The sequence below is a fragment of the Nocardioides sp. InS609-2 genome (genome assembly GCF_023208195.1).
Lineage (GTDB): Bacteria > Actinomycetota > Actinomycetes > Propionibacteriales > Nocardioidaceae > Nocardioides.
The window spans coordinates 2,975,034-2,999,646 of sequence record NZ_CP060034.1; the positions used below are offsets into that span (position 1 = coordinate 2,975,034).

The window sequence follows — 24,613 nt, forward strand, 5'->3', positions numbered from 1 at the left end:
AGCCCGAGCCCTGGCGTGCCTCTCCACAGGGCGCAGGGTTCTCGGAGCGCGCGGAGCTTCAATCGCCGCAGGATCCCCCGCATGACGCCTCGGCTTCCCACTGGACCGTTCACGACCTCGATGGCGGCCTCCTGGGGCATCTCCCGGAAGTCGCTCGGCGTTGCCGTCGACGAGCGTCGCCTGGTCCGGATCATGTCCGGGCTCTACGTCAGGGCCGACGCGCCTCTCACCCCGTTGCTCCGGGCGCGGGCCGCCGGGTTGGTCATCAGCGGGCACGCGGTCGTGTGTGACCGCACCGCCGCATGGATCTGGGGTGTCGACTGCCTGGCGTACGCCGAGCTGGAGGGCACGCCGCCACTGGAGACCTACGTCCTGCGGGGGCATCGCGCGACCGAGCGGCCGCAAGTTCGCGGGGGAACGCGTGACCTGCGCGGCGACGACTGGGTGCTCGTGGACGGAGTGCGAGTGACCACACCGCTGCGAACGGCGATGGACCTTGGCTGCGCGCTGAGACGCCCAGAGGCCTTCGCAGCGATGGAGGCGCTGATGAGGGGTCACGGGTTCACCCCTGTCGGCATGCGTCAGGTCCTCCCGCGGTACTTCCGCCGGCGTGGCGTGGTCCAGCTGCGGCAGCTGGTCCCACTGGTCACCGGCGTCGCGGAGTCGCAGAGGGAGTCCTGGATGCGGCTGGCGATCATTGACCACGGGCTACCTCAACCGGTCGCTCAGCACTGGGTCACCGAGAACGGCTGCCCGGTCTTCAGACTCGACCTCGCCTACCCGCGTGCCAGAGTCGCCATCGAGTACGACGGCGAGGCGTGGCACTCGAGCGATCGAGACCGCGACCGCGACCTGCGCCGACGGGCGTGGCTCGAGGAGCGCGGCTGGACGGTCGTCGTACTCACGAAACGGTCGTTCTCCGACGATGCGGACCCGTGGCTCAGGGACCTTGCGACGCTTCTGCGGCAGCGCAAGATCGCCTGAGGCGCAACTGAACGGACACGCAGGCGCGACTCAACGAGGTCAGCGGGCGCGGCGACCCAGGCGCTCGACGTCCATGATCACGACCGAGCGGGGCTCCAGGCGCAGCCAGCCACGGGAGGCGAAGTCGGCGAGCGCCTTGTTGACCGTCTCGCGGGAGGCGCCGACCAGCTGGGCGAGCTCCTCCTGGGTGAGGTCGTGGTGCACGTGCACACCGTCGTCTGCGGTGCGGCCGAAGCGGTCGGCGAGGTCGAGGAGCTGCTTGGCGACGCGTCCGGGGACGTCGGAGAAGACCAGGTCGGCGACGACGTCGTTCGACTTGCGCAGCCGGCCGGCGAGCTGGGCGAGCAGCCCACGGGCGACCATCGGGCGGCCGTCGAGCCAGCGCAGCAGGTCGGCGTGGGACAGCGAGACGAACGTCGTGTCGGTGACCGCGGTGACGGTGGCCGAGCGCGGGCCGGGGTCGAAGAGGGAGAGCTCGCCGAACATCTGGCCGGGGCCCATGATCGCCAGCAGGTTCTCCCGACCGTCGGAGGAGGAGCGGCCGAGCTTCACCTTGCCGTCGGTGACGATGTAGAGCTTGTCGCCGGAGTCGCCCTCGTGGAACAGCACCTCGCCACGGCGCAGCGACGTCTCGACCATCGAGCTGCGCAGCGCGTTGGCCGCCTCGTCGTCGAGCGCACTGAACAGCGGCGCCTGACGCAGTACGTCGTTGTCCACGAATCCTCCAGTAGTTGACGCGCCCGAGGCCCGGGCGTCCGATCGCATCCTATCCAGTGGGCTGGGTCACAGTGCCACCTGCGCCCTCGGGGCGTGCCACTTGCCTGCGCACGAGGGTGTCGGCGCCGCGCCGTACGCTGGGCGGGTGCCTGCCGCCACCCCGACCACGCGTCCCGAGACGACCGTTGTACGCCGCGCCCGCAAGGTCGACCGGATGCTGGCCGAGACCTACCCCGACGCCGGCTGCGAGCTCGACTTCGACAACCCGTTCGAGCTGCTGGTCGTCACCGTGCTCTCGGCGCAGACCACCGACCGGCGTGTCAACACCGCGCGGCCGGCGATCTTCGCCGCGTACCCCGACGCCCGCGCGATGGCGGCCGCCTCCCGCGAGCACCTCGAGCAGCTCGTCGGCCCGCTCGGCTTCTTCCGGGCCAAGACCGAGTCGCTTCTCAAGCTGAGCGCTGCGCTGGTCGCCGACCACGACGGCCAGGTGCCGGCCACCCTCGACGAGCTCGTGAAGCTGCCCGGCGTCGGCCGCAAGACCGCCAACGTCGTGCTCGGCAACGCCTTCGACGTGCCCGGCCTGACCGTCGACACCCACTTCGGCCGCCTCGTACGCCGCCTCGGCTGGACCGACGAGACCGACCCGGTGAAGGTCGAGTTCGCGATCGCCGACCTCTTCCCCAAGCGCGACTGGACGATGCTGTCCCACCACCTCATCTGGCACGGCCGCCGTCGTTGCCACGCCAAGAAGCCGGCGTGCGGTGCCTGCCCCGTGGCCCGGCTCTGCCCGTCGTACGGCGAGGGGCCGACCGACCCGGTCGCCGCGGCCGCGCTGATCAAGACCCAGGGGCCGGCGTGAAGCGGGTCCTTGTCGCGATGGTGCTCGTGCTCGCGGCGGTGGTGGTCTTCTTGGCATTGCGCGACGACAAGGTTGAGCCGAAGGCCCTCCCGCAGCCGCTTCCCGAGCAGAGCCTCGATGCGTTCGAGGCAGACAGCGAGCCGCTCCAGCTCGCCGACGTGCGGGGGCCCGCCGTCATCAACTTCTGGGCCTCGTGGTGTGGGCCGTGCCGCGCCGAGCTGCCGGTGCTGGAGCAGTTCCATCAGCAGTACGCCGGCCAGGTCGACCTGATCGGGATCGACTTCCAGGACTCGCGCACCGACAAGGCCGCCCAGCTGATCGAGCAGAGCGGCGTCACCTACCCGCTCTACGAGGACTTCGACGGCGATCTCAACGGGTTGGGTCCGTTGCCCGCCATTCGCGGGCTTCCCTTCACGGCGCTCGTCAACGCGAAGGGCGAGATCGTGCACCAGGAGTTCGTGGAGATCAAGACCGTGGCCCAGCTCGAGGCTCTGGTGCAGAAGCACCTCGGGGTCGGCGGGTGACAGCGGTGTCCGGGCTGCCGGCCTGGCTGCAACCCATCGTCGCCGGCGCCGCCAGCATCACGGTGGACGACCTGACCCGCTTCAAGCCGCCCGACGACAGCGACGCCCGGCGCAGCGCCGTACTCATGCTGTTTGCCGACACCGACGGTGACGGCGATGGCGAGCTGCTCCTGACCGAGCGCGCCCACCACATGCGCTCGCACCCCGGCCAGGTGTCGTTCCCCGGCGGGATGATCGACCCAGGGGAGACGCCGATCGAGGCGGCGCTGCGCGAGGCCGACGAGGAGATCGGCCTCGATCCCTCCGGCGTCGAGGTCTTCGCCGAGCTGCCCGAGCTGTGGCTGCCGCCGAGCAACTTCGCGGTCACGCCGGTGCTCGGCTACTGGCGCAGGCGCGGCCCCGTCGGCATCGCCAGCCCGGACGAGGTGCACGCCATCCACCACGTCTCCATCGCCGAGCTGCTCGACCCCACGCACCGCATCTCCGTGCGGCACCCGAGCGGCTGGGTCGGCCCGGGGTTCCTCATCGGCCCCGACCGCGAGGTCATCCTCTGGGGCTTCACTGCCGGCATCATCTCCCGGCTGTTCGACCACCTCGGCTGGAGTGCCGACTGGGATGGCTCCCGGATGCGTGACCTTCCCGACTACATGCACCACAGTGATCCCACCAGTGCCGACCCCCGACGGTTCGCACAGAACACCGACTTCCGGGAGCGCGAGTGAACCTCCTCGACTGGCTCCTCGTGGCGCTCGCAGGCATCTATGCACTCTCGGGCTACTGGCAGGGGTTCGTCACCGGAGCATTCGCGACGGCGGGGCTGCTGCTCGGCGGCCTGTTCGGCATCTGGCTGGCGCCGGTCGCCCTCGGCGACGCCGAGCCGTCGATGTGGGTCTCGCTGGGCGCGCTGTTCATCGTCATCGTCTCGGCGTCGTTGGGTCAGGCGGTCCTGCAGTACGCCGGCGCCCGGATCCGTGATGCCATCAAGTGGCAACCCGTGCGGGCGCTCGACGCGATCGGGGGTGCGGCGCTCAGCGCGTTCGCCGTACTCCTCGTCGCGTGGGCCCTCGGAGTGGCCATCTCGGGGTCGCGCATCGACGGGGTGACCGCGCTCGTGCGCAACTCGGCCGTGCTCGCGCAGGTCGACGAGACCCTGCCGACCAGCGCCGACGGGGTGCTTCGGGCGTTCAACAACGTGGTGGGCACGTCGTTCTTCCCGCGCTACCTCGAGCCGTTCGCGAGCGAGCGCATCGTCAACGTCGGTCCCGGGCCCAAGCGGTTGCTCACCGATCCCGACGTCGACGCGGCGCAGGCCAGCGTGCTCAAGGTGCACGGCACCAACTCGTGCGGCAACGGCATCGAGGGCAGTGGCTTCGTCTACGCGCCCGGCCGGCTGATGACCAACGCCCACGTCGTCGCCGGGGTCGACGGGGTGGAGGTGCTGCTCGATGCCGGACCGCTGCCCGCCGAGGTCGTCTACTACAACGAGGACCTCGACGTGGCCGTGCTCGAGTTCGACTCGAGCGGCCTGCCGTCCCTGGTGTTCGACCGGGAGGCGAAGGCCGGCGACGGAGTGGCGATACTGGGCTATCCGCAGGACGGTCCGTACGACGTGCAGGTCGCGCGCGTGCGATCGGAGCAGCGGCTCCGCTCACCCGACATCTACGGCCAGGGCACCGTGCTGCGTGAGGTGTTCTCGCTGCGCGGGTTGGTGCGGCCGGGCAACTCCGGCGGACCGATCATCACGTCGGAGGGCCGGGTGGCGGGCGTCGTGTTCGCGGCGTCGGTCACCGACATGCAGACCGGCTATGCCCTCACCAGCGACGCGGTTGCCGAGAGCGCGGCCCTAGGCCTGACCGCCAGCGGCGCCGTCGACACGGGCGGCTGTGCGGGCTGAGCCTCACTTGTGGGTGAGGGCGTTCTTCGTCTCCTGTGCCTGGTGGATCGCCTTCTCGGGAGCCTTGACCTGCTTGACCTTGCGCAGGCCGACGTATCCCAGCAGGCCGGCCACCAGCAGGTAGAACGCGGTGACGATCAGGAACGCCCAGTGGAGGTCCAGGCCCGAGCCGTTCCAGTGGATGAGGTAGGCCAGCGCCACCGAGAACATGATGATGGCCAGCAACCCGAGGAAAGCGGCACCGGCGAACAGCCCGATGCCCGTGCCCCCGGCCTTGATGCTGATCTTGAGCTCGGACTTCGCCAGCTGGATCTCCTTCGAGATCAGCGTCGAGATGTCGCGGCTCGCGTCGTGGACCAGTCGGCCGATGGTCGGATCGGTGTCCTTGACCGGTTCCATGGGACCCCTCGTCATGTTCGTAAGTTCGCGCTCATGTCGCAGGCGTGTGACAGGCGTTGTCGCAGGGTTCTGACCCTATACGAGCGCTCTGCGGGAGCGTCCCAGGTGTACGACGCGGCGTTGGGTAGTCTGGCCGCCAGGTGCGCCGGGAAGTCTGGTCGGCAACAACGTCACCGACCCCTGAGAGTCCTCATGAGCCCCGACACGTTCCCGCACGACCGCGGACCCCGGCAACGGTTCTTCCTGCCGAGCAGGGACGCGGAAGAGGACACCTTCCTCGGCGACATCTTCCGGCGCGAGACTGTCGGAGGTGCGGTGGCACTGGTCGCCGCGGCGCTGGCGATCATCTGGGCAAACTCGTCATGGAGCTCGGCCTACCTCGACCTGCGCTCGCTGACGATCGGTCCGCTTGACCTCGAGCACTGGGCGGCCGACGGTGCGTTGACGATGTTCTTCTTCGTGGCCGGGCTCGAGCTCAAGCGCGAGTTCGTGGTCGGCTCGCTCAGGCGGCCCGCCGACGCTGCAGTGCCGGTCGTGGCCGCGGCCTGCGGGGTCGCCGTACCGGCGCTGATCTTCGTCGTTGCCAACATGTCGCAGGGCGACGGGGCGACGCGCGGTTGGGCGATCCCGGCGGCGACCGACATCGCCTTCGCGCTGGCCGTGCTGGCCGTCGTGGGCTCCAACCTGCCGACGTCGCTGCGCGCGTTCCTGCTGACCCTCGCGGTCGTCGACGACCTGATCGTCATCGTGATCATCGCGGTCTTCTACACCTCGACGCTGCACCTCGGTGCGCTCGGCCTGGCCGGCCTCGCATTCGTGGTGTGGGCGCTGGCCCAGCACTTCCGGGTGAGTACGCCGTTGGTCTACCTGCCGCTGGCGGGGATTGCGTGGTGGTTCACCCACGAGAGCGGGATCCACGCGACGATCGCCGGCGTCGTACTCGGGTTGCTGACGCGGGTGCGTCCCGACAAGCACGAGCAGCGCAGCCCCGCCGAGCGGCTGGAGCACCTGCTCTCGCCGGTCTCCGCAGCGGTCGCTGTGCCGTTCTTCGCGTTCATGTCGGCGGGCGTGGTGGTCTCCGGCTCGCTCGGCGAGCTGGCCTCGTCACCTGTCGTGGTCGGCGTGGTCCTGGGACTCGTGGTGGGCAAGCCGATCGGGGTGTTCGGCGGGGCCTGGCTGCTGACTCGCTTCACGCGGGCCGAGCTCAACGACGACCTGGCCTGGCGCGACCTCGTCGGGGTGGCTGTGCTGGCCGGCGTGGGGTTCACCGTCTCGTTACTGGTGGCCGACCTGTCGTTTGCCGGTGAGGTGCGCGAGCAGGCGAAGACCGCCGTACTCGCCGGATCGTTCATCGCCGCTGTGGCCGGGGCGCTGCTGCTCGGGCATCGGGACCGGTTCCACTTCACGCCGTAGAAGCGAGCTTCGGCGTCGTTGCTGGCGGTGTGGCGTCGTTGCAACGCACTCAAGCCGACGTGACACCCGGCTGACCGGGTATCCCGACCAGCGGCCGGCCTCAGCCCTCGTCGCCCGCCCCGGACCCTTCCTTCTTCTTGATCAGGTCCATCACGGTGGAGTCGGCGAGGGTTGTGACGTCGCCGACCTCGCGGTGCTCGGCGACGTCCTTGAGCAGCCGGCGCATGATCTTGCCGGAACGGGTCTTGGGCAGCTCGGGCACGACCATGATCTGGCGGGGCTTGGCGATAGCGCCGATCTCCTTCTGCACGTGCTTGCGAAGCTCCTCGACGATGTCGGCGCCGCCGTCACCGGCGGAGTCGCGCAGGATCACGAAGGCGCACACTGCCTGGCCGGTCGTCTCGTCGGCCGCACCGACCACGGCCGCCTCGGCGACCTTGGGGTGCGACACCAGCGCCGACTCGATCTCGGTCGTGGAGAGCCGGTGCCCGGAGACGTTCATGACGTCGTCGACGCGGCCGAGCAGCCAGATGTCGCCGTCGTCGTCCTTCTTGGCTCCGTCGCCGGCGAAGTAGAAGCCCTGCTTGCGGAAGCGCGACCAGTAGGTCTCCTCGAAGCGGTCGTCGTCGCCCCACAGGGTGCGCAGCATCGCCGGCCACGGTTGCTTGATGACGAGGTAGCCACCGGAGCCGTTGGGCACGGAGTTGCCGTCGTCGTCGACGACGTCGGCCTCGATCCCGGGCATCGCGGTCATCGCGGAGCCCGGCTTGCCGGCGGTGACGCCGGGCAGGGGCGAGATCATCAGCTGACCGGTCTCGGTCTGCCACCAGGTGTCGACGATCGGGCAGCGGTCGCCACCGATGACCTCGCGGTACCACATGTAGGCCTCGGGGTTGATGGACTCACCGACCGAGCCGAGCAGCCGCACCGACGACAGGTCGAACTCGTCGGGGATCTCGCGGCCCAGCTTCATGAAGGTCCGGATCGCGGTCGGCGCCGTGTAGAAGATCGTCACGCCGTACTGCTGGATGATCTCCCACCAGCGGCCCTTGTGCGGGGAATCGGGGGTGCCTTCGTACATCACCTGCGTCGCACCGTTGGCGAGCGGTCCGTAGACCATGTAGGAGTGGCCGGTCACCCAGCCGACGTCGGCGGTGCACCAGAAGACGTCGGTCTCGGGCTTGAGGTCGAAGGCCGCCCAGTGCGTGTATGACGTCCCGGTGAGGTAGCCGCCGGTCGTGTGCAGGATGCCCTTCGGCTTGCCGGTCGTGCCGGAGGTGTACATGACGTAGAGCGGGTGCTCGGAGTCGTGCATCTCGGGCTCGTGCTCGGGTGAGGCGGAGTCGACGACGTCGTGCCACCAGACATCCCTGTCGTCGTTCCACTCGACGTCCTGGCCCGTGCGGCGTACGACGAGGACCTTCTCGATCTTGTCGGTCTTGGTGCAGGCCTCGTCGACCGCCGGCTTGAGCGCCGAGGGAGAGCCTCGGCGGTAGCCGCCGTCGGACGTGATGACGACCTTGGCTCCGCAGTCATCGACGCGCGAGGCGAGTGCGTCGGCCGAGAAGCCGCCGAACACCACGGTGTGCGGAGCGCCGAGGCGGGCGCAGGCCAGCATCGCGATGACGGTCTCGGGCAGCATCGGCATGTAGATCGCGACCCGGTCGCCCTTCGCGACACCGAGGTCCGTGAGCGCGTTGGCGGCCTTGCTGACCTCGTCCTTGAGGTCCGCGTAGGTCAGGTCGCGGCTGTCGTCGGCGGGCTCACCCACCCAGTGGATCGCGACCTTGTCGCCGTTGCCGGCCTCGACGTGCCGGTCGACGCAGTTGTACGCCGCGTTGATGGTGCCGCCGACGAACCACTTCGCGAACGGCGGGTTGTCCCAGTCGAGGACGCGGTCCCACTTCTGGCCCCAGTCGAGCCGCTCCGCGGCCTCGGCCCAGAACGCCTCGCGGTCCTCGGCGGCCCGGGCGTAGGCCTCTTCCTTCACGTTCGCGTCGGCGGCCAAGGCCTCGGGCGGCGGAAACGTGCGGTCTTCCTTGAGCAGGTTTGAGAGCGTCTCGTCAGCCATGGCGGTGAACTTACTCCTGGTGGGTTGCCTCTGGGTTGCCTCTGGGTTGGCGTGGAGCGGACGGAGCGGACCTCCCCGTCGGCGTCCTGCGACGCCGGCGGGAAGGCCACGTCCCTCCGTCAGTGGATGACCGCTGCCTCGGAGCCGGCGCCGGTCAGGGCGCGGACCTCGAGCTCGGTGTAGCGCTCCTCGGCGTCCGGCTCATTCGAGAGCTTGGAACCGAGGTAGCCGAGCAGGAAGCCGATCGGGATCGACACGATGCCGGGGTTCTCCAGCGGGAACCACGAGATGTCGATGCTGGTCGGCAGAAGCGACAGGTTCTTGCCGGTCGGGTCGAGACCCTTGCCGGACATGATCGGGCTGAAGATGACCAGTCCGACCGAGGAGATCAGACCGCCGTAGATGCTCCAGACGGCACCGCGCGTGTTGAACCCCTTCCAGAACATGTTGTAGACGATCGCGGGCAGGTTGGCCGACGCCGCGATCGCGAACGCCAGCGCCACCAGGAAGGCGATGTTGAGCTTCTGCGCCGGGATGGCCAGCAAGATGGCGATCAGGCCGATGACACCCGCAGCGATGCGGGCAACCTTGAGCTCCTCATGCTCGGTGGCCTTCCCCTTGCGCCACACGCTGTTGTAGAGGTCGTGCGCCACGCTGGCGCTGGAGGTGAGCGTGAGGCCGGCGACCACGGCGAGGATCGTCGCAAAGGCGACCGCTGCGATGACCGCGAGCAGGATGGCGCCGCCAGTCGAGCCGGCTCCACCTCCGACGGTCTCGGCGAGCAGCGGCGAGGCGAGGTTGCCGCCCGAGGCGGTGACCTGCTCCATGTTGCCACCGTTCAGCAGGGCGGCGGCACCGAAGCCGAGGACCAGCGTGAACAGGTAGAAGACGCCGATCAGGCCGATCGCCCAGAGCACCGACTTCCGCGCGTCACGTGACGTGGGCACCGTGTAGAACCGGATCAGGATGTGCGGCAGGCCCGCCGTACCCAGCACCAGGGCGATGCCGAGGCTGAGGAAGTCGAGCTTGCTGGTGAACGTCGCGCCGTACTTCAGTCCGGGCTCGAGGAACGCCTGGCCCTTGCCGCTGTTGCTCGCGGCAGCGCCGAGCAGGTCGGAGAGGTTGAAGTCGAACTTCGCGAGCACGAGTACGACGATCAGCGCCGAGCCGGCCATCAGCAGGACCGCCTTGACGATCTGGACCCAGGTGGTGCCCTTCATGCCGCCGACGGTGACGTAGAAGACCATCAGGACGCCGACCGCGAAGATGGTCAGGTTGATCATGAACTGGCTGTCGATGCCGAGCAACAGCGAGACGAGCGTGCCGGCGCCGACCATCTGGGCGAGCAGGTAGAAGATCGACACGACGACGGTGGACATCGCGGCTGCCTGGCGCACCGGGCGCTGCTTCATCCGGTAGGCGAGCTGGTCGGCCATCGTGTAGCGGCCGGAGTTGCGCAGCATCTCGGCGACGAGGAGCAGCGCGACCAGCCAGGCCACGAGGAAGCCGATGGAGTAGAGGAAGCCGTCGTACCCGGACAACGCGATGGCACCCGAGATGCCGAGGAAGGACGCGGCGGACATGTAGTCGCCGCCGATGGCCAGGCCGTTCTGCACCGGCGAGAAGTTGCGGCCTCCGGCGTAGTAGTCGGCCACGCCGCTGGTCTGCCGGCTCGCCCAGAACGTGATGCCGATGGTCAGCGCGACGACGGCGAGGAAGAGGACCGTGGTGAGGGCCTGGTGGCTCGCCGCCATGACGACGATCTGCGTGCTCATGCGCGGCGTCCCTTCTCGTAGTCGTCATTGAGGTCCCGCGCGAGCGGGTCGAGCTTGGCGTTGGAGAACCTGCTGTAGAGCCAAGCGAGGATGAACGTCGTCAGGAACTGGAGCAGACCGAAGACGAGAGCGACATTGATGTTGCCGATGACCTTGGTGCTCATGAACTCGGTCGCCCAGTTCGACATGACGACGAACAGCAGGTACCACACCAGGAACGCGACGGTCGCCGGAATGACGAACCCCCGGTAGCGGCGCCGCAGCTCGGTGAACTCGGCGGTCTCGTGGAGCCGGTCGTAGACCGGGTCGTGGCGGGAGGCCTGGTCGTGCGCCTCGCCCTTGGGCGCGTCGCTGGGCGAGCCGTGAGTGTCTGATGTCACCGGGGTGTCCCTTCCGTGCGCAGGGGTGGTCACGGGTGTGACCCCCATCACTGTCGCGCAGTCGGGGGTACGAGTGGCAGTGGCGCGGCCGGACCGCTCGTCCAGCGGGTGGCAGGTGTCGACCAGCGGTCGGTGTGGCGCGACGAGTGGTCGTCGTACACGGGAGCTTCGTGGGGTTTCCTGACGCCTTGGCGTCGTTGCAACGACGCCAAGGCGACGGGATACCCGGTCAGCCGGGTATCACTGCAGGGCCGCCGACCAGCGAGGGGCCGTGAGGTCGTGAGGACAAGTTGACGTTGCGGTCGCGGAGGACGGCGGCGGGCGTTACGTCGAACGCGTTGCATGCTCCACATGACGACGACCACCCACACCGACCTTCCGACAGCCGCGGCCCCGGCCGCGCGCCGTACGGGGAGATGGATCGACGACTGGCGACCCGAGGACGAGGCGTTCTGGGACGAGACGGGCCGCAGGATCGCCCGGCGCAACCTGGGCTGGTCGGTGTTCGCCGAGCACCTGGGCTTCTCGGTCTGGCTGATCTGGAGCGTGAGCTCGGTCTTCCTGGTGGCGATGGGCTTCGACTTCACACCGTCGCAGCTGTTCTTGCTGGTGGCGCTGCCCAACCTCGTCGGGGCGGTGCTGCGGGTGCCGTACACGCTGGCGGTGCCTGCGTTCGGCGGCCGCAACTGGACGGTCGTCAGCGCGCTGCTGCTGCTGGTGCCGACGATCGGGTTCGCGGTCGTGGTGCAGAACCCGGCGACGCCGTACTGGGTGTTCTGCCTGATCGCGGCGACGGCCGGCCTGGGTGGTGGCAACTTCGCGTCGTCGATGGCGAACATCAACTTCTTCTACCCGGCCTCGAAGAAGGGTGCCGCGCTCGGCCTGAACGCCGCGGGAGGCAACCTCGGTGTCGCGCTGATCCAGCTCTTCCTGCCGGTGATCGTGGGCGGTGTCGGGATCTTCGGCCTGGTGCAGGCCGGCGAGGGCATCCACCTGGAGCGGGCGGCGTACGTCTACATCGTGCTGGCGCTGGTTGCCGCGGGTGCGGCGTTCCTCTTCATGGACAACCTGGGTACGGCGATCTCGAAGCCGCGCGAGCAGTTCGCAGTAGTGCGGAAGTCGCAGACGTGGGTGATGGCGTTGCTGTACATCGGCACGTTCGGCTCGTTCATCGGGTACTCCGCCGCGCTGCCGCTGCTCATCAAGCTCAACTTCTTCGTGCCCGCCCCGCTGCCCGGCGGCACCGGCATCAACTTCGCGTTCTACGCCTTCCTCGGTGCCCTCGTCGGCTCGATGACTCGCCCGTTCGGTGGCTGGCTGGCCGACAAGTACGGCGGGGCGCGGGTCACGCTGGTGACTTTCGGTGCCATGGTCGCCGGCACTCTCGCGGTGCTCTGGACGCTCAGGCAGCTGACGCCCAACCCCAACGCCGACCCGGCGATCGCGCTCGACAACACCTCGTGGTTCCCCTGGTTCCTCGGCTTCTTCCTCTTCGTCTTCGCTGCGACCGGCATCGGCAACGGCTCGACGTACAAGATGATCCCGGCGATCTGGCGCACCGAGGCGGAGCGGGCCACGACGCCCGGCACCCCCGAGCGGGAGGTCGCGCTGGCCCACTCCACGAAGCAGGCGTCCGCGGCGATCGGTGTCATCGGTGCGGTCGGCGCGATCGGCGGCTTCCTCATCCCGATGACGTTCGGGGCGCCCTGGGTCGACCGACCGGTCGACGCGGTACAGGGCGCGTTCGCGGCGTTCACCTGCTTCTACGTCGTGTGCGCCGCGGTCACCTGGTTCGTCTACCTGCGCCGGTCCTTCCTCCGCGAGCGGGTCTCCTCGCTGGCCGGCGCCGGGATCTGACATGGCCGGCACTCGCACCCACTGTCCCTACTGCTCCTTGCAGTGCGGGATGACCCTGACGGGTGGGCGCGGGCCGCGGCCGCTGAAGGTGGAGCCGTGGCCTGAGTTCCCGGTCACCGAAGGAGCGCTGTGCCGCAAGGGCTGGAACGCCGGAGCGCTGCGCGGCAGCCGCGAGCGACTGACCACTCCGATGGTGAGGGACCGCGGCACGGGTCAGCTGCGTGCCGCCGGGTGGGACGAGGCGCTCGACCTCGTGGCCTCGCGCATCGCGACCCTGCAGGCGACGCACGGCCGGGACGCGGTAGCGGTCTTCGGTGGCGGCGGGCTGACCAACGAGAAGGCCTACCAGCTCGGCAAGTTCGCCCGGGTCGCGCTCGGCACCTCGCAGATCGACTACAACGGCCGCTGGTGCATGTCGTCGGCTGCCTCGGCCGCCAACCAGGCGTTCGGCATCGACCGCGGCCTGCCCTTCCCGCTCGCCGACATCGAGCGCACCGACGCCCTGGTGCTGGTCGGCTCCAACCTGGCCGAGACCATGCCGCCTGCCGCGCGCCACCTCGACCGGCTGCGCGAGCGCGGTGGACACGTCGTCGTCATCGACCCGCGTCGTACGCCGACTGCCGACCGGGCTGACACATTCCTCCAGCCCGTCCCGGGCACCGACCTCGCTGTGGCCCTCGGCCTGCTCCACCTGCTGGTGGCGTCGGGAGCCGTCGACGAGGAGTACGTCGTGGGCCGCACGACCGGCTTCGACGACGTACGCCGTGACGTGGCCGCGTGGTGGCCCGAGCGGGTGGAGCGGGTCAGCGGCGTACCGGTCGCGGAGCTGCGCGCCCTCGCCGACCGGCTCGCAACAGCCGGGCGCGTCATGGTGCTCACCGCCCGTGGTGCCGAACAGCACAGCCAGGGCACCGCCACCGTGCTCGCGTGGGTCAACGTCGCCCTGGCGCTGGGGATGCCGGGCCAGGACGCCTCCGGCTACGGCTGCCTCACCGGACAGGGCAACGGCCAGGGCGGACGCGAGCACGGGCAGAAGTCCGACCAGCTGCCGGGCTACCGGATGATCGACGACCCCGCGGCGCGCGCCCACGTGGCCCGGGTCTGGGGAGTCGCCGCCGACGCGCTGCCGGGCCCCGGCCGGTCGGCGTACGAGATGCTGGCGGCACTCGGCACCGACGACGGCGCGAAGGCGCTGCTGGTCTTCGGCTCCAACATCGTGGTCTCCGCGCCGCGCGCCACTCACGTCACCGAACGCCTCGCCGCGCTCGACCTGCTCGTGGTCTGCGACCTGGTCATGTCGGAGACCGCGGCGATGGCCGACGTCGTGTTCCCGGTGACGCAGTGGGCCGAGGAGACCGGCACCATGACCAACCTCGAGGGCCGCGTCATCCTGCGCGAGCAGGCGGTGCCGCCGCCCGACGGTGTGCGCTCCGACCTCGACGTGATGGCCGGGCTGGCGTCGCGGCTCTGTTCGCCGGTGGCCTTCTCGACAGATCCGGAGGCCGTGTTCGCCGAGCTCGGTCGGGCCTCTGCCGGTGGCCGCGCCGACTACGCGGGCATCGACTACGCACGGATCCGGGCCGAGCACGGGGTCTTCTGGCCGTGCCCGACCAGCGACCACCCGGGTACGCCGCGGCTGTTCGCCGAGACCTTCGCGCACGCCGACGGACTGGCCCGCTTCGTCTCGGTCGACCACGTGGGTGCCGCGGAGGTGCCGTGCGCTGACTACCCGGTGCACCTGACGACCGGGCGGGTGCTCGCGCAGTACCAGTCCGGCGCGCAGACCCGGCGGATCGCCGCCCTCGCCGACGACGGCCCGTTCGTCGAGATGCACCCGTCGCTGGCCGACCGCATCGGCGCGTACGACGGCGAGCCGGTCGTCGTCGCCACCCGGCGGGGCGAGATGAAGGCCGCGGCCCGCGTGGTTGACACGATCCGGCCGGACACGGTCTTCGTGCCGTTGCACTGGGTCGGCGTCAACCGGCTCACCAACGACGCGCTCGACCCGTCGAGCCGGATGCCGGAGTTCAAGGTCTGCGCCGCGGTGGTGCGGACGTGATCGCCGAACGGATCGTCGTCGTCGGCAATGGCATGGCCGCCACCCGGCTCGTCGAGGAGCTGGTCGCGCGCGGTGCCGGCCACCACATCACCGTGCTCGGCGACGAGGACCACGCGCCGTACAACCGGATCCTGCTGTCGGCCGTGCTCGAGGGCACCCACCGCGCGGACGCGCTGACGTTGCGGGAGCCCGGTTGGCACGCCGACAACGGCATCGACCTGCGGCTCGGCACCCGGGTGCTCGGCATCGACCGCGAGCGGCGCGAGGTGACGCTGGTCGACGGCAGCTGCCTGGCCTACGACCGGCTGGTGCTGGCGACCGGCTCGGTCCCGACGCTGCCGCCGATCCGCGGGCTGGTGCGTCGTGACGGGCGGCTGCACGAGGCGGTGCACGCCTTCCGCAGCCTGGACGACTGCCGCCGCCTGTTGGCCGCCCTCACCGCAGACCCGGCGCCGCAGCGCGCGGTGATCGTCGGAGGCGGCCTGCTGGGCCTCCAGGTGGCCCGGGCTCTGGCGGTGCGAGGACTCGGCACGGAGATCGTCGAGGGTGGCGAGCACGTGCTGCGCAGCCAGCTCGGGGCTCCGGCCGGACGTGTGCTGCAACGGGCGCTGGCCCGGCTCGGGACAACCGTCTACACCGGCGCGCGCGCCGTACGCCTCGAAGGCGACGAGCAGCCCGCGCTCCGCCTCGACAACGGCTACACGCTCGACGCCGACCTGGTCGTCCTCACCGCCGGCGGCCGCCCGAGTACGGCGCTCGCCCGGGCTGCCGGACTCCCTGTGCGTCGCGGCGTCGTCATCGGCGGCCGGCTCGAGAGCGTCGACGACCAGCGCGTGCACGCGATCGGCGACTGTGCCGAGCACGACGGTCGCACCACCGGGTTCGTGCCACCGGCGTGGGAGCAGGCCGGCGTACTCGCCGCGCACCTCTCCGGCGGCGACGTCACCTACCGCGGCAGCCGCAGCGTCGCCCGGCTGCGGGCCACCGGGCTCGACGTGGCCGTGCTCGGCGACCCCGAGCGCACCGACGGCGAGGTCGTCGAGGTCACCAACCCGGTGCTCGGCACGCATCGCAAACTGGTCGTGCGCGACTCCCGGATCGTCGCGGGCACGCTGGTCGGCGACCTGAGCCGGATCGGTCTCATCACCCAGTACTACGACCGCGGCACCCCATTGGCCGCCCACGAGCCCGGCGCGCTGCTCATCGGCGAGAAGCAGGCGCCGCCCACGCGACTGCCCGACCACGCGGAGATCTGCGCGTGCGCCGGCGTCAGCGCCGGCGCCATTCGCGCCTGCGACTCGCTCGACCAGGTGCGCGACACCACCCGGGCCACGACCGGCTGCGGCGGCTGCGCCGCTTCGGTCCGCGAGCTGCTGGCCGCCCGTCCCGCCCGCACCGGCACACCCTGAGGAGATCCACATGACCCACATCCGCAAGCAGCTCGTCGTGGTCGGCCACGGCATGGTCGGTCACCGGTTCGTGCAGGCCGCCGTCGAGCGGGGCCTGACCGAGACCTACGACGTGACGGTCATCGGCGAGGAGCCACGGCCGGCGTACGACCGCGTCGCGCTCACGTCGTACTTCGAAGTCGGCGCCGAGGCCCTCTCGCTCCTTCCCGACGGCGTGTACGACGACCCGCGGGTGCGGCTGGTGCTCGGCTCCGAGGTGCTGGGCATCGACGCCGAATCGCGGACGGTGGCTCTGGCCGACGGCGGGGTGCTGGGGTATGACGAGCTGGTGCTTGCGACGGGTGCCGCGCCGTTCGTGCCCCCGGTGCCCGGCCGCGACCTGCCCGGCTGCTTCGTCTACCGCACCATCGAGGACCTCGAGGCTATCCGCGAGGCAGCGGCCACCGCGACCACGGGCGCCGTCATCGGCGGCGGCCTCCTCGGGCTGGAGGCGGCGAATGCCCTGATGCAGCTGGGGCTCGACACCCACGTCGTCGAGATGGCGCCGCGGCTGATGCCGGTGCAGGTCGACGACGCCGGTGGCGCGACCCTGGCCCGGCACGTGACCAGGCTCGGCCTCACGGTGCACGCAGGCGTGGCCACCGAGTCGGTGCTCGGCGAGGAGCGGGTAACCGGGCTGGCGCTGCGGGACGCCGACCCGATTGCCGCCGAGATCGTTGTCTTCTCCGCCGGCATCCGGCCGCGTGACGCGCTGGCCCGCGAGGCCTGCCTCGACCTGGCCGAGCGCGGCGGAGTGCTCGTCGACGAGCAGTGCCGCACCTCCGACCCGCACGTGTGGGCGATCGGCGAGTGCGCGGCTCCGGGTGGGCGGATGTACGGACTGGTCGCGCCCGGCTACACGATGGCGGAGGTCGTGGTCGACGCGATGCTCGGCGGCCCGGGCGCCTTCATCGGCGCCGACATGTCCACCAAGCTCAAGCTGCTCGGCGTCGACGTCGCGTCGTTCGGCGATGCCCACGCCACGACCGAAGGCGCGCTGGAGCTGGTGTTCGCCGACGCGGTGGCCGGCCACTACAAGAAGCTGGTGGTCAGCGACGACGGCACGCGGCTGCTCGGCGGCATCCTGGTCGGCGACGCGTCGGCGTACGGCGTGCTGCGACCGATGGTGTCCTCCGGGATCGCGCTGCCGGCCAACCCGGAGGAGCTGATCCTCCCGGCGTTGCGAGGCGCGGTCGAGATCGGGCTGCCCGACGAGGCGGTCGTCTGCTCGTGCAACACCGTCACCAAGGCCGAGATCGTCGGCGCGGTCGACGACGCCTGCACCGACGCCGCCTGCGTCACGAAGTGCACCGGAGCCGGCGGGGTCTGCGGATCGTGCAAGCCGACGGTGAAGAAGATCGTCGAGGACCACTTCGCAGCCCAGGGCAAGGTCGTCGACAGGAGCATCTGCGAGCACTTCCCGCTCACGCGGGCCGAGCTGTTCGACGTCGTGCTCGTGCATGGCTACACCCGCTTCGACCAGATCGTCGAGGCCCACGGCAGCGGCCGCGGGTGCGACATCTGCAAGCCGGCGATCGCGTCGATCCTGGCCAGCCAACTCGGCGGCCATGTGCTCGACGAGTCCAACCGTGCGCTGCAGGACACCAACGACGCCTACCTCGCCAACATCCAGCGCAACGGCAGCTACTCCGTCGTACCGCGCATCCCCGGCGGCGAGATCACACCCGAGAAGCTGATCGTGATCGGCGAGGTGGCCCGCGACTTCGGGCTCTACACGAAGATCACCGGCGGCCAGCGGATCGATCTCTTCGGCGCCCGGATGGAGGAGCTGCCGGCGATCTGGACCCGGCTCGTCGACGCCGGCTTCGAGTCCGGACATGCGTACGGCAAGTCGCTGCGCACGGTGAAGTCGTGCGTCGGCTCGACGTGGTGCCGCTACGGCGTGCAGGACTCGACCAGCCTGGCGATCGCCCTCGAGCTGCGCTACCGCGGACTGCGCTCACCGCACAAGCTGAAGGGCGGCGTGAGCGGCTGCGCCCGCGAGTGTGCGGAGGCGCGATCGAAGGACTTCGGCGTGATCGCGACCGAGAAGGGCTGGAACCTGTACGTCGCGGGCAACGGTGGTGCCACCCCGGCGCACGCGCAGCTGCTGGCCGGCGACCTGTCCACCGACGACCTGGTCCGCTACCTGGACCGTTTCCTCATGTACTACGTGCGCACCGCTGACCGGCTCCAGCGCACCGCCCCGTGGGTGGCGTCGCTGGACGGCGGGCTTGAGCGGCTGCGCGAGGTCGTCGTGGACGACGTACTCGGCCTGGGCAGTGAGCTGGAGGCCGCGATGGCGCGGCACGTGGACGGCTACTTCGACGAGTGGAAGGCGACACTGGAAGACCCGGAGAAGCTGGCCCGGTTCGTGTCGTTCGTGAATGCGCCGGACACTCCCGACCCGCACATCTCGTTCAGCGACGAGCGGGGCCAGATCGCGCCGGACGACGTCGCCGGGCCGGTGTCGCTCGGCCTGACCATCCCGGTGGGCGCGCGGTGAGCTGGGAGCGCGTGTGCCACCTCGACGACGTACCGCGTGAAGGTGGGGTCGTGGCGCTCGTGCAGGGCGAGGCAATCGCAATCATCCGGACCCACGCGGGAAACGTGTACGCAATCTCCAACTACGACCCTTGTGGACGTGCCTCGGTGCTCTCGCGGGGCATCGTGGGGACGCGTGGTGAGATCCCGTTCGTCGCGTCGCCCCTGCACAAGCAGGCCTTCGACCTGCGCACCGGGCAGTGCCTCGACGATGCGGCGGTCCGGGTCCCGACGTACGACGTCCGGGTCGACGACGGATCCGTCCTCGTCGGTCCACTAGCCGCTGGTTGAGGAACATGACGCCTGAGGGACCGCTCGCCGGCTACCGGATAGGGGTGACGGCCGCCCGCAAGATCGACGAGCAGCGGCAGCTGCTGGAGCGCCGGGGTGCAAGGGTCTCGTGGGGTCCAGCGCTCTCGCTGGAGCCCAACCACGTGGACGACGCCTCGCTGCGGGCGGCGACGGAGGAGGTCCTCGCGCGACCCGTCGACATCTTCTTGGCCACCACGGGGGTGGGGATGAAGGCGTGGTTCGCGGCGGCGGAGTCGTGGGATCTGGTCGACAAGCTGCTGGACGCCTTGCGAGGTGCGGAGATCTTGGCGCGCGGTCCGAAGAGCGTCGGCGCGCTGCGTCGGCGCGGGCTTCGCGAGCTGTGGGCGCCGGAGTCGGAAGAGTTCGACGACGTGCTCGACCACCTGCGCGGTCGCGACCTGACCGGTCAGCGGATCGTCGTACAGGAGCACGGACAGTCGCTGTCGATGGTGGCGCACGCGCTGCGGCGACAGGGTGCTGATGTGACCACGGTGGCGGTCTACCGGGTGGCCAGCGCCGACGACCCGGGCCCGATGTTCGCGCTGATCGACCAGATCGCCGACCGCGAGGTGCACGCAGTCACGTTCACGTCCGCACCCGCCGTCGCCGCACTGATGGAAGCAGCAGGCTCGACCGGCCGCCGCGACGAGGTGCTCGGCGCGTTCCAGGCCGACGTGGTGGCCTCGTGCGTGGGACCGGTGACGGCGGCGGCGTTCGAGATGTGGGGCGTGCCGACGATCTTCCCGGAGCGGTCGAGGCTGGCGGCCATGGTCAAGCAGCTGGAGTGCGAGCTGCCGTCGCGGGCAGCCGGGCTCACCCTCGACGTCGCCGGCCACGCGCTGCTGCTGCACGGCGACCAGGTGCGGCTCGACGGGGTGGTGGTGCGGCTCTCGCCCGCGCCGTACGCCGTGTTGCAGGCGTTGCTGGTCAACCCCGGCCACGTCGTGTCCCGTCGTGAGCTGCTGGCGGCGTTGCCGTCGGGGACGGCGGGATCGGAACACGCCGTCGAGATGGCGGTGGCGCGGCTGCGGGCCGGGCTGGGGACGCGGGCGGTGCAGACGGTGGTGAAGCGGGGGTACCGGCTGGCCGTGGGGGTCTAGCCCGGATCATTCACGGGTCGGCGGCGTGATCGGCGTGTAAGAGCACGGAAGTGCCCTCTGAGCAGGGGAAACTTGGACTTGCGACAGTTCAATTTCTCCAACAGGAAGGCACTCCGCAAGTGAAGCGTAGTTCGTGGTCGAGTGGGTAGTCAGTAGCTGGTGGTGGGACCGGCGTGGTGGCCCACGCCGGCAGCGTCGGGCTCCGTCTGGTCGGCGACCGGACCGGCCTGACCGGCCAGCTCTCGAGGGGCGCTGGCCTGGCGGTCGTTCGTGCCGGTCCATGACCGTGGCCGGGTCCTGGTCGATATCGCGGTGATGATCGCTGACGGCGGTGAGGCGATCGCCGACATCGAGGTCCTGCGCCATCAAGAACCCGTGCTCGGGTCGGTCGCGTCCCAAGCCACGGTCTGGCGGGCCTTGGACGAGATCACCGCCGGGCAGGTCAAGAAGATCGCTGTTGCCCGGGCGAGGACCCGCCGCCACGTCTGGGCGCTGCTGGCTGACAGCGAGTCGGGTTCCCGTCCTCGACTACTCCGTGAATGACCGAGGCTAGGGGGCGTCGTACAGCATGACCTTCCACTTGGGGCCGGCGGGCTGGGCGACAGCGAGGTGGGAGCCGGACGCCGCGATGCTCATCCCGCCGCGTACGCGGGTCGTCTCGCCGGAGCTCGACGATCGCATGATGAACGCTCTACCGATGTTGGCCCAGGCCGCGAACCCGTCACCTGCGACCGGGAACAGCCCGCTCTGGATGCCTTCGTAGACCTGGGTCGGGACAGCAGCCTGGTCGTCCAGGTCTAAGCCTCGATCCACCGATGAGCTTGAGGTTGTGAGCGCGTCGTGAAGTGAGAATGCCCTTACGTGCTGGGAAAATCGGACTTCTTCAGGGTCCCAATTCTCACCAAGACGAAGGGCATCTCGTAGATGCAACTTTGCCACACGCCCCGTGCCACGTCGGCAGTGTTCGATGATCCCAATCTCGTGTCGTCGGCCGGGCTGGTCCCGGTCCTCGCGCTGGCCCGATCCGCGGGACTCCAGGAACTGGCCCAAGCCCACCTCACTGTGCCGACCGACAAGGGCGCGAACGCGGGGTTGAAGGTGTCCTCGCTGGTCGCCGGGATGGTCGCCGGCGCGGACAGCATCGATGACATGGCGCTGCTCCGTCACGGCGGGATGGGCCGGGTGTTCACGAACGCCTACGCGCCCTCGACGCTGGGTTCGTTCCTGCGCACGTTCAGCTTCGGCCACGTCCGCCAGCTCGACGCTGTCGCCTCGAGGTTCTTGGCCGGGCTGGCCGAGCAGGCACCGCTGATCGTGACCTCACCTGACACCAGCGAGCGGGTGATGATCGACATCGACGACACCATCGTCGAGGTCCACGGGCACGCCAAGCAGGGCTCTGGCTACGGCTACTCCGGCGTGCGTGGGCTCAACGCGCTGCTCGCTGTCGTGTCCACGAGCCAGTCCGCGCCGGTGATCGTGGCCCACCGGCTCCGGAAGGGATCATGTGGTTCACCGCGGGGCGCGAAACGCCTGGTCGCCGACGCGTTGAAGACCACCAGCAAACTGCCCGCCAAGTCCGATCTGCGCCCGATGCTGCGAGCCGACTCCGCGTTCTACGGCGCCGAGGTGGTCAACGCGGCGTTGCGCGGTGGCGCCGACATCTCGGTCACCGTGCGAATGGATCCCAAGGTCAAGGCGGCGATCGCCACCATCGGTGACGATGCCTGGACCACCATCGAGTACACCGACGCCGTCTTCGATGAACCCACCAACACGTGGGTCTCCCGCGCCGAGGTCGCCGAGATTCCGTTCACCGCGTTCACTTCCAAGAAGAAAGCCGACCAAGTCACCGGACGGCTCGTGGTCCGCCGGATCCCCGACCTCAACACGTCCGCCAAGAATGGTCAGGAGACGTTGTTCGACACCTGGCGCTTCCACGCCTTCTTCACCACCACAGACCCGGCCGTGGCCGGCACGGTGGCCGCGGACAAGACCCACCGCGGCCACGCGATCATCGAACAGGTCCACTCCGACCTCAAGGGCTCCGCCCTCGCGCATCTGCCATCGGGAAAGTTCGCAGCGAACGCCGCCTGGCTCGTGCTGGCCGTCATAGCGTTCAACCTGACCAGAGCAGCCGCGACCATCACCGGCCCGGGACTCGCCAAAGCCACCACCGCGACCATCCGCCGCAAGCTGATCGCCGTGCCCGCCCGGGTCGCCTCCTCGGCACGAAGAGTGACTCTGCACCTCCCGACCGGATGGCCCTGGGAGACCGCCTGGAGCGACCTGTTCACCCGGGCCTGCGGACCACCACCGGCACCGACGACCTGACCACCCCCAGCCGACACCGGCACAACGACCAACCCGGAACAACCTGGCAGCGAGGCCAGACGGTCGGCCACGCCCACACACTCGAAGACCCCGCCTCAGCGACCGCGGACGCTCAGCCCCTGCCCATCGGTGGATCGAGGCTAAGGTCCACGTGGTGAAGGGCTGCTCGGTGACTTCGGCGTTGCGGGGGTCGTCGGCTGGCAGGTGCTGGGTCCAGATCAGGGTGTCGTCGGAGGCCGCACACCCCATGGCGAGCGCGGTGTGGGTCAGGGCGGTCGGCGGCCCGCCGGCCAGGCCGACGTGCCAGCAGTCACCGCCGACGGTGTGGCCCTTGAGTCCCTGGGCGTTGGGGCCGAGGTAGGTGACGCCGTCGCGGCTGTACGTCTCGCTGTTGGGCGTGAGCTCGGCGTGCCGGAGAAGTGATCGGGGCTCCTGCCACCCCGGCTTCCACGCGAGCTCGCGCGCGGACCTGTCCTTCTCGGCCTGCGACCAGAAGACGACGCCGCCACCGGCCTGCACCACAGGCACGTAGGGGTCGGGGGTCTCCCCGTTGGACGCGAGCAGCAGCCGGGACTCGTCCTCCAAGTCGACCGCCCATACCCGCCACAAGACGTCCATGGCCCCGTCTCCCTGCTGCCGGGACTGGTCGACATAGGCCAGCCAGTGACCCGTCACGGCCGCCCAGTTGATAAACCCGTCGCTCCACTCGCTACGAGCCGCAGTCCGGGGCGGACCGTCGTCACTGACCCGGACGGTGTTCCAGTTCTCGGACCCGTCCGCGAACGGATATGCCAAGGTGTTGCCCGACAGTGCGATGGGACCGATCGATGCCGCTTGGATGCTGGCAATCACCCTACCCACGGCGAGCTCCGGGCTTCCGTCGGCGCTCTCACCCACGCTTGGGGTGGCCGATTCTTCCCTGGACGGCGAGCCGTTCGGGCTCTGCAGTGCACTCTTGGTGGGAGTGTCGTGGGCGCCCGGCTCCGTGGAACAGCCCGCCGCCGCGAGGAGGACGACGGTCCCGAGCACGGGCGCCCACTTCCTCACGCGACGATCCCGTGGATGCTGGTGTGAATCACGGCGTCATACACGTTGCCCAAGGGTACGTTGGCGTGCTGGCCGTACGGGTTGCCATAGCTTGAGGAGCCATAGATGAAGATCGGGTCCCACTCTTCGCCGACCGCGACCAACTTGGCGTTGGGATTGCTCTGGCTGTCGTACCCATAGGCGAAGTTGAAGTGGTCCAGCGCCTTTGAGTTCCAGAACGTGAAGAACTCGGTGTCGACGTTGAGGATTATCGACTGCTTGTAGTAGTAAGTGTCAGTGGCGATCGTCGAGTACAAAGAGTCCTTCGTCGCAGGTCGGTAAGTCGTCCAGGAGCCGTATTGTGAGGCGTGCCCGTTCAGCGCGTTAGCGACGTTCGCCCGTGAGGTGCCGGCCGTTGTGGTCCCCTCCCAGATCGCCCACTGGTTTTCACCCAGATCTTGGTACGAGCCGGTGGCCCGTATGTTCATCGCATTGACCATGTTCCGAGTAGCTGCGGGCCCACAGGTATAGGACTTCTTCCCGTTGCCTTGGCCCTCCTTCCAGATGGTCATGTTGGTGACCTCCGGCAGTCGGTAGACGTAGACACCATCGTCGATGGGACCCCGCCGCCTCGCGAAGGGCGTGTGACTCTCGTTCACCGGCGCCTTGCCGTGGCTCAGCGCCATCTCACCGTCCAGCCGGTCCTTGGCCTTTGACGCGGCTTGCGCGATTTGGAAGCCCGTAAGTGGAGGAGCACCCACAGAGGGGACGCAAACCCCAGTCTCCGTGCGAGCTTCGTCGGGGCAGTCTTGACCGGCTGCGATCTGGGCCTGAGCGTGCGCCGGCGAGGTAGGCGCAAAGGCAAGCACGCATGGCAGAACTAGAGCCGCCAAGGAGAGTCGTCGATGCAAAGT

Annotated in this window: 21 protein-coding genes; 14 read left to right on the forward strand and 7 right to left on the reverse strand. The window is 69.6% G+C overall.

What is annotated here, in order from left to right; translation table 11 throughout:
• Positions 1–81 precede the first annotated feature (81 nt).
• Positions 82–984, forward strand: a complete 903-nt coding sequence (locus tag H4Q84_RS15440) for a DUF559 domain-containing protein (protein ID WP_248579971.1) — start codon at positions 82–84, stop codon at positions 982–984.
• A gap of 39 nt (positions 985–1,023) precedes the next feature.
• Here H4Q84_RS15440 and H4Q84_RS15445 read toward each other — a convergent pair whose 3' ends face one another.
• Positions 1,024–1,701: a Crp/Fnr family transcriptional regulator gene (locus H4Q84_RS15445; RefSeq protein WP_248579972.1), complete on the reverse strand. Its 678-nt coding sequence runs from the start codon at positions 1,699–1,701 to the stop codon at positions 1,024–1,026.
• A 214-nt stretch (positions 1,702–1,915) separates the two neighbouring features.
• On the opposite strand from H4Q84_RS15445, the gene nth reads away from it, so the two are divergent.
• Genes nth through H4Q84_RS15465 form a run of 4 tightly spaced genes read left to right on the forward strand, consistent with a single transcriptional unit; the run spans position 1,916 to position 4,981 of the window.
• Positions 1,916–2,563 carry an endonuclease III gene (gene nth / locus H4Q84_RS15450; protein ID WP_248583663.1) on the forward strand — a complete coding sequence of 216 codons (648 nt, stop codon included), beginning with the start codon at positions 1,916–1,918 and terminating at the stop codon, positions 2,561–2,563.
• The gene (locus tag H4Q84_RS15455; protein ID WP_248579973.1) at positions 2,560–3,087 is read left to right on the forward strand and encodes a TlpA disulfide reductase family protein; all 528 of its coding nucleotides are present in this window, start codon (positions 2,560–2,562) and stop codon (positions 3,085–3,087) included. The genes nth and H4Q84_RS15455 overlap by 4 nt, the downstream gene beginning before the upstream one ends.
• Positions 3,084–3,809 carry a CoA pyrophosphatase gene (locus H4Q84_RS15460; RefSeq protein WP_248579974.1) on the forward strand — a complete coding sequence of 242 codons (726 nt, stop codon included), beginning with the start codon at positions 3,084–3,086 and terminating at the stop codon, positions 3,807–3,809. Before H4Q84_RS15455 ends, H4Q84_RS15460 begins: the two co-directional genes overlap by 4 nt.
• Positions 3,806–4,981, forward strand: a complete 1,176-nt coding sequence (locus H4Q84_RS15465) for a MarP family serine protease (RefSeq protein WP_248579975.1) — start codon at positions 3,806–3,808, stop codon at positions 4,979–4,981. Before H4Q84_RS15460 ends, H4Q84_RS15465 begins: the two co-directional genes overlap by 4 nt.
• A 3-nt stretch (positions 4,982–4,984) precedes the next feature.
• On the opposite strand, the gene H4Q84_RS15470 is transcribed toward H4Q84_RS15465, so the two are convergent.
• On the reverse strand, positions 4,985–5,380 hold the full coding sequence (locus H4Q84_RS15470) for a phage holin family protein (protein ID WP_248579976.1): 396 nt from the start codon (positions 5,378–5,380) through the stop codon (positions 4,985–4,987).
• A gap of 192 nt (positions 5,381–5,572) precedes the next feature.
• Here H4Q84_RS15470 and nhaA point away from each other — a divergent pair, with 192 nt between their 5' ends.
• A complete protein-coding gene (gene nhaA / locus H4Q84_RS15475; protein WP_248579977.1) occupies positions 5,573–6,793 on the forward strand; it encodes a Na+/H+ antiporter NhaA in 1,221 nt (406 codons plus the stop codon).
• A 100-nt stretch (positions 6,794–6,893) separates the two neighbouring features.
• On the opposite strand, the gene acs is transcribed toward nhaA, so the two are convergent.
• From acs to H4Q84_RS15490, 3 genes are all read right to left on the reverse strand, one after another.
• Positions 6,894–8,864, reverse strand: coding sequence for an acetate--CoA ligase (acs, locus tag H4Q84_RS15480; RefSeq protein ID WP_248579978.1), 1,971 nt, complete (start codon positions 8,862–8,864; stop codon positions 6,894–6,896).
• 119 nt (positions 8,865–8,983) lie between these two features.
• Positions 8,984–10,639 (reverse strand): cation acetate symporter, encoded by a 1,656-nt coding sequence (locus H4Q84_RS15485; RefSeq protein ID WP_248579979.1) that lies wholly within the window; start codon positions 10,637–10,639, stop codon positions 8,984–8,986.
• The gene (locus tag H4Q84_RS15490) at positions 10,636–11,019 is read right to left on the reverse strand and encodes a DUF485 domain-containing protein (RefSeq protein WP_248579980.1); all 384 of its coding nucleotides are present in this window, start codon (positions 11,017–11,019) and stop codon (positions 10,636–10,638) included. Before H4Q84_RS15490 ends, H4Q84_RS15485 begins: the two co-directional genes overlap by 4 nt.
• A gap of 351 nt (positions 11,020–11,370) precedes the next feature.
• Between H4Q84_RS15490 and H4Q84_RS15495 the strand changes: the two genes are divergently transcribed.
• The 7 genes from H4Q84_RS15495 to H4Q84_RS15525 all read left to right on the forward strand — a co-directional run bounded on the left by H4Q84_RS15495 (position 11,371) and on the right by H4Q84_RS15525 (position 20,882).
• Positions 11,371–12,876 carry an MFS transporter gene (locus tag H4Q84_RS15495; RefSeq protein ID WP_248579981.1) on the forward strand — a complete coding sequence of 502 codons (1,506 nt, stop codon included), beginning with the start codon at positions 11,371–11,373 and terminating at the stop codon, positions 12,874–12,876.
• Between the two features lies 1 nt (position 12,877).
• Positions 12,878–14,935 (forward strand): molybdopterin oxidoreductase family protein, encoded by a 2,058-nt coding sequence (locus H4Q84_RS15500; protein ID WP_248579982.1) that lies wholly within the window; start codon positions 12,878–12,880, stop codon positions 14,933–14,935.
• Complete coding sequence (locus tag H4Q84_RS15505; protein WP_248579983.1) at positions 14,932–16,344, forward strand: FAD-dependent oxidoreductase; 1,413 nt, start codon at positions 14,932–14,934, stop codon at positions 16,342–16,344. The genes H4Q84_RS15500 and H4Q84_RS15505 overlap by 4 nt, the downstream gene beginning before the upstream one ends.
• A 10-nt stretch (positions 16,345–16,354) precedes the next feature.
• Positions 16,355–18,889, forward strand: coding sequence for a nitrite reductase large subunit NirB (nirB, locus tag H4Q84_RS15510; RefSeq protein ID WP_248579984.1), 2,535 nt, complete (start codon positions 16,355–16,357; stop codon positions 18,887–18,889).
• Entirely contained in the window at positions 18,886–19,218 is a 333-nt protein-coding gene (nirD, locus tag H4Q84_RS15515; RefSeq protein ID WP_248579985.1) for a nitrite reductase small subunit NirD, read from the forward strand. Before nirB ends, nirD begins: the two co-directional genes overlap by 4 nt.
• Before the next feature lie 5 nt (positions 19,219–19,223).
• Positions 19,224–20,339 carry a uroporphyrinogen-III synthase gene (locus tag H4Q84_RS15520; protein WP_248579986.1) on the forward strand — a complete coding sequence of 372 codons (1,116 nt, stop codon included), beginning with the start codon at positions 19,224–19,226 and terminating at the stop codon, positions 20,337–20,339.
• A 270-nt stretch (positions 20,340–20,609) separates the two neighbouring features.
• Positions 20,610–20,882: a hypothetical protein gene (locus tag H4Q84_RS15525; RefSeq protein ID WP_248579987.1), complete on the forward strand. Its 273-nt coding sequence runs from the start codon at positions 20,610–20,612 to the stop codon at positions 20,880–20,882.
• A 6-nt stretch (positions 20,883–20,888) separates the two neighbouring features.
• Here H4Q84_RS15525 and H4Q84_RS15530 read toward each other — a convergent pair whose 3' ends face one another.
• Positions 20,889–21,152: a hypothetical protein gene (locus H4Q84_RS15530; protein ID WP_248579988.1), complete on the reverse strand. Its 264-nt coding sequence runs from the start codon at positions 21,150–21,152 to the stop codon at positions 20,889–20,891.
• Between the two features lie 111 nt (positions 21,153–21,263).
• On the opposite strand from H4Q84_RS15530, the gene H4Q84_RS15535 reads away from it, so the two are divergent.
• Complete coding sequence (locus tag H4Q84_RS15535) at positions 21,264–22,673, forward strand: IS1380 family transposase (protein WP_248579608.1); 1,410 nt, start codon at positions 21,264–21,266, stop codon at positions 22,671–22,673.
• 1,043 nt (positions 22,674–23,716) lie between these two features.
• Here the strand turns inward: H4Q84_RS15535 and H4Q84_RS15540 are convergent.
• Entirely contained in the window at positions 23,717–24,460 is a 744-nt protein-coding gene (locus H4Q84_RS15540; RefSeq protein WP_248579989.1) for a hypothetical protein, read from the reverse strand.
• Positions 24,461–24,613: the final 153 nt, after the last annotated feature.

Bases quoted from the DNA above. Each gene is read 5' to 3' on its own strand.
- H4Q84_RS15440 (WP_248579971.1), top strand. From the start codon at position 82: ATGACGCCTCGGCTTCCCACTGGACCGTTCACGACCTCGATGGCGGCC.
- nth (WP_248583663.1), top strand. From the start codon at position 1,916: ATGCTGGCCGAGACCTACCCCGACGCCGGCTGCGAGCTCGACTTCGAC.
- H4Q84_RS15470 (WP_248579976.1), bottom strand. From the start codon at position 5,380: ATGGAACCGGTCAAGGACACCGATCCGACCATCGGCCGACTGGTCCAC.
- nhaA (WP_248579977.1), top strand. From the start codon at position 5,573: ATGAGCCCCGACACGTTCCCGCACGACCGCGGACCCCGGCAACGGTTC.
- acs (WP_248579978.1), bottom strand. From the start codon at position 8,864: ATGGCTGACGAGACGCTCTCAAACCTGCTCAAGGAAGACCGCACGTTT.
- H4Q84_RS15485 (WP_248579979.1), bottom strand. From the start codon at position 10,639: ATGAGCACGCAGATCGTCGTCATGGCGGCGAGCCACCAGGCCCTCACC.
- H4Q84_RS15495 (WP_248579981.1), top strand. From the start codon at position 11,371: ATGACGACGACCACCCACACCGACCTTCCGACAGCCGCGGCCCCGGCC.
- H4Q84_RS15500 (WP_248579982.1), top strand. From the start codon at position 12,878: ATGGCCGGCACTCGCACCCACTGTCCCTACTGCTCCTTGCAGTGCGGG.
- nirB (WP_248579984.1), top strand. From the start codon at position 16,355: ATGACCCACATCCGCAAGCAGCTCGTCGTGGTCGGCCACGGCATGGTC.
- H4Q84_RS15520 (WP_248579986.1), top strand. From the start codon at position 19,224: ATGACGCCTGAGGGACCGCTCGCCGGCTACCGGATAGGGGTGACGGCC.
- H4Q84_RS15535 (WP_248579608.1), top strand. From the start codon at position 21,264: ATGCAACTTTGCCACACGCCCCGTGCCACGTCGGCAGTGTTCGATGAT.